This is a genomic window from Shewanella sp. YQ_9, from assembly GCF_043103185.1.
Taxonomy (GTDB): Bacteria; Pseudomonadota; Gammaproteobacteria; order Enterobacterales; family Shewanellaceae; genus Shewanella; species Shewanella algae.
The window spans coordinates 1-707 of sequence record NZ_JBICJO010000029.1; the positions used below are offsets into that span (position 1 = coordinate 1).

The 707-nt window shown below is 48.9% G+C and carries 1 protein-coding gene; it reads left to right on the top strand.

The window, feature by feature from the left end:
* Positions 1 to 62: 62 nt before the first annotated feature.
* Positions 63 to 707, top strand: a 645-nt coding sequence (locus tag ACF8D4_RS09135) for an IS110 family transposase (protein WP_392464965.1), incomplete at its 3' end; no start/stop codon positions are given.

The window sequence follows — 707 nt, forward strand, 5'->3', positions numbered from 1 at the left end:
CACAAAGACTTCAGTGAGCCATGCTGTAAGTGCAAACCAACAGCAATATGAAGAGGTGTCCCATGGAACAAATTATCGGAATTGATCTGGCAAAGCGAGTTTTTCAGGTGAATATCGTATCTGCGCAGGGTGAGAAGAAAGCGAATAAAATGATCACCCGTGAAAAATTGACGGCGTTTATTGTTCAGCAGCCTCCGTCCCGTATTGTGATGGAAGCGTGCGGCAGTGCAAATTACTGGTCACGCCAGTTCAGACAATACGGACATGAAGTTAAACAAATCAGTCCACAGTATGTTGCCCCCTTCAGAATGGGCAGTAAAAATGACAAAAATGATGCAGCTGCAATTGTCGAAGCTGACAGTCGCCCGGGTATGCGCTATGTGCCGGAGAAGTCTATTGAACAGCAGGATATTCAGTGTCTGCACCGGGTTCGCCAGCGGCTGATGAAAAACAAAACCGCGCTGATTAACCAGATACGGGGGCTAGGCCTGGAATACGGTATCGCCATACCGGAAGGGGCTCATAAAATTATGGCCCACCTGCCTGAGCACCTGGAGGATGCAGAAAATGAGCTCACCACGCTCAGCCGGGAGCTGTTCCATGAGATGTTGCAGGAACTTCAGGACAATCAGCAGCGGATTAAAACTCTGGATCTGCGCCTTGCGCTTATCAGCCAGCAAAATGAGGATACCCTCAGACTGAAAAGC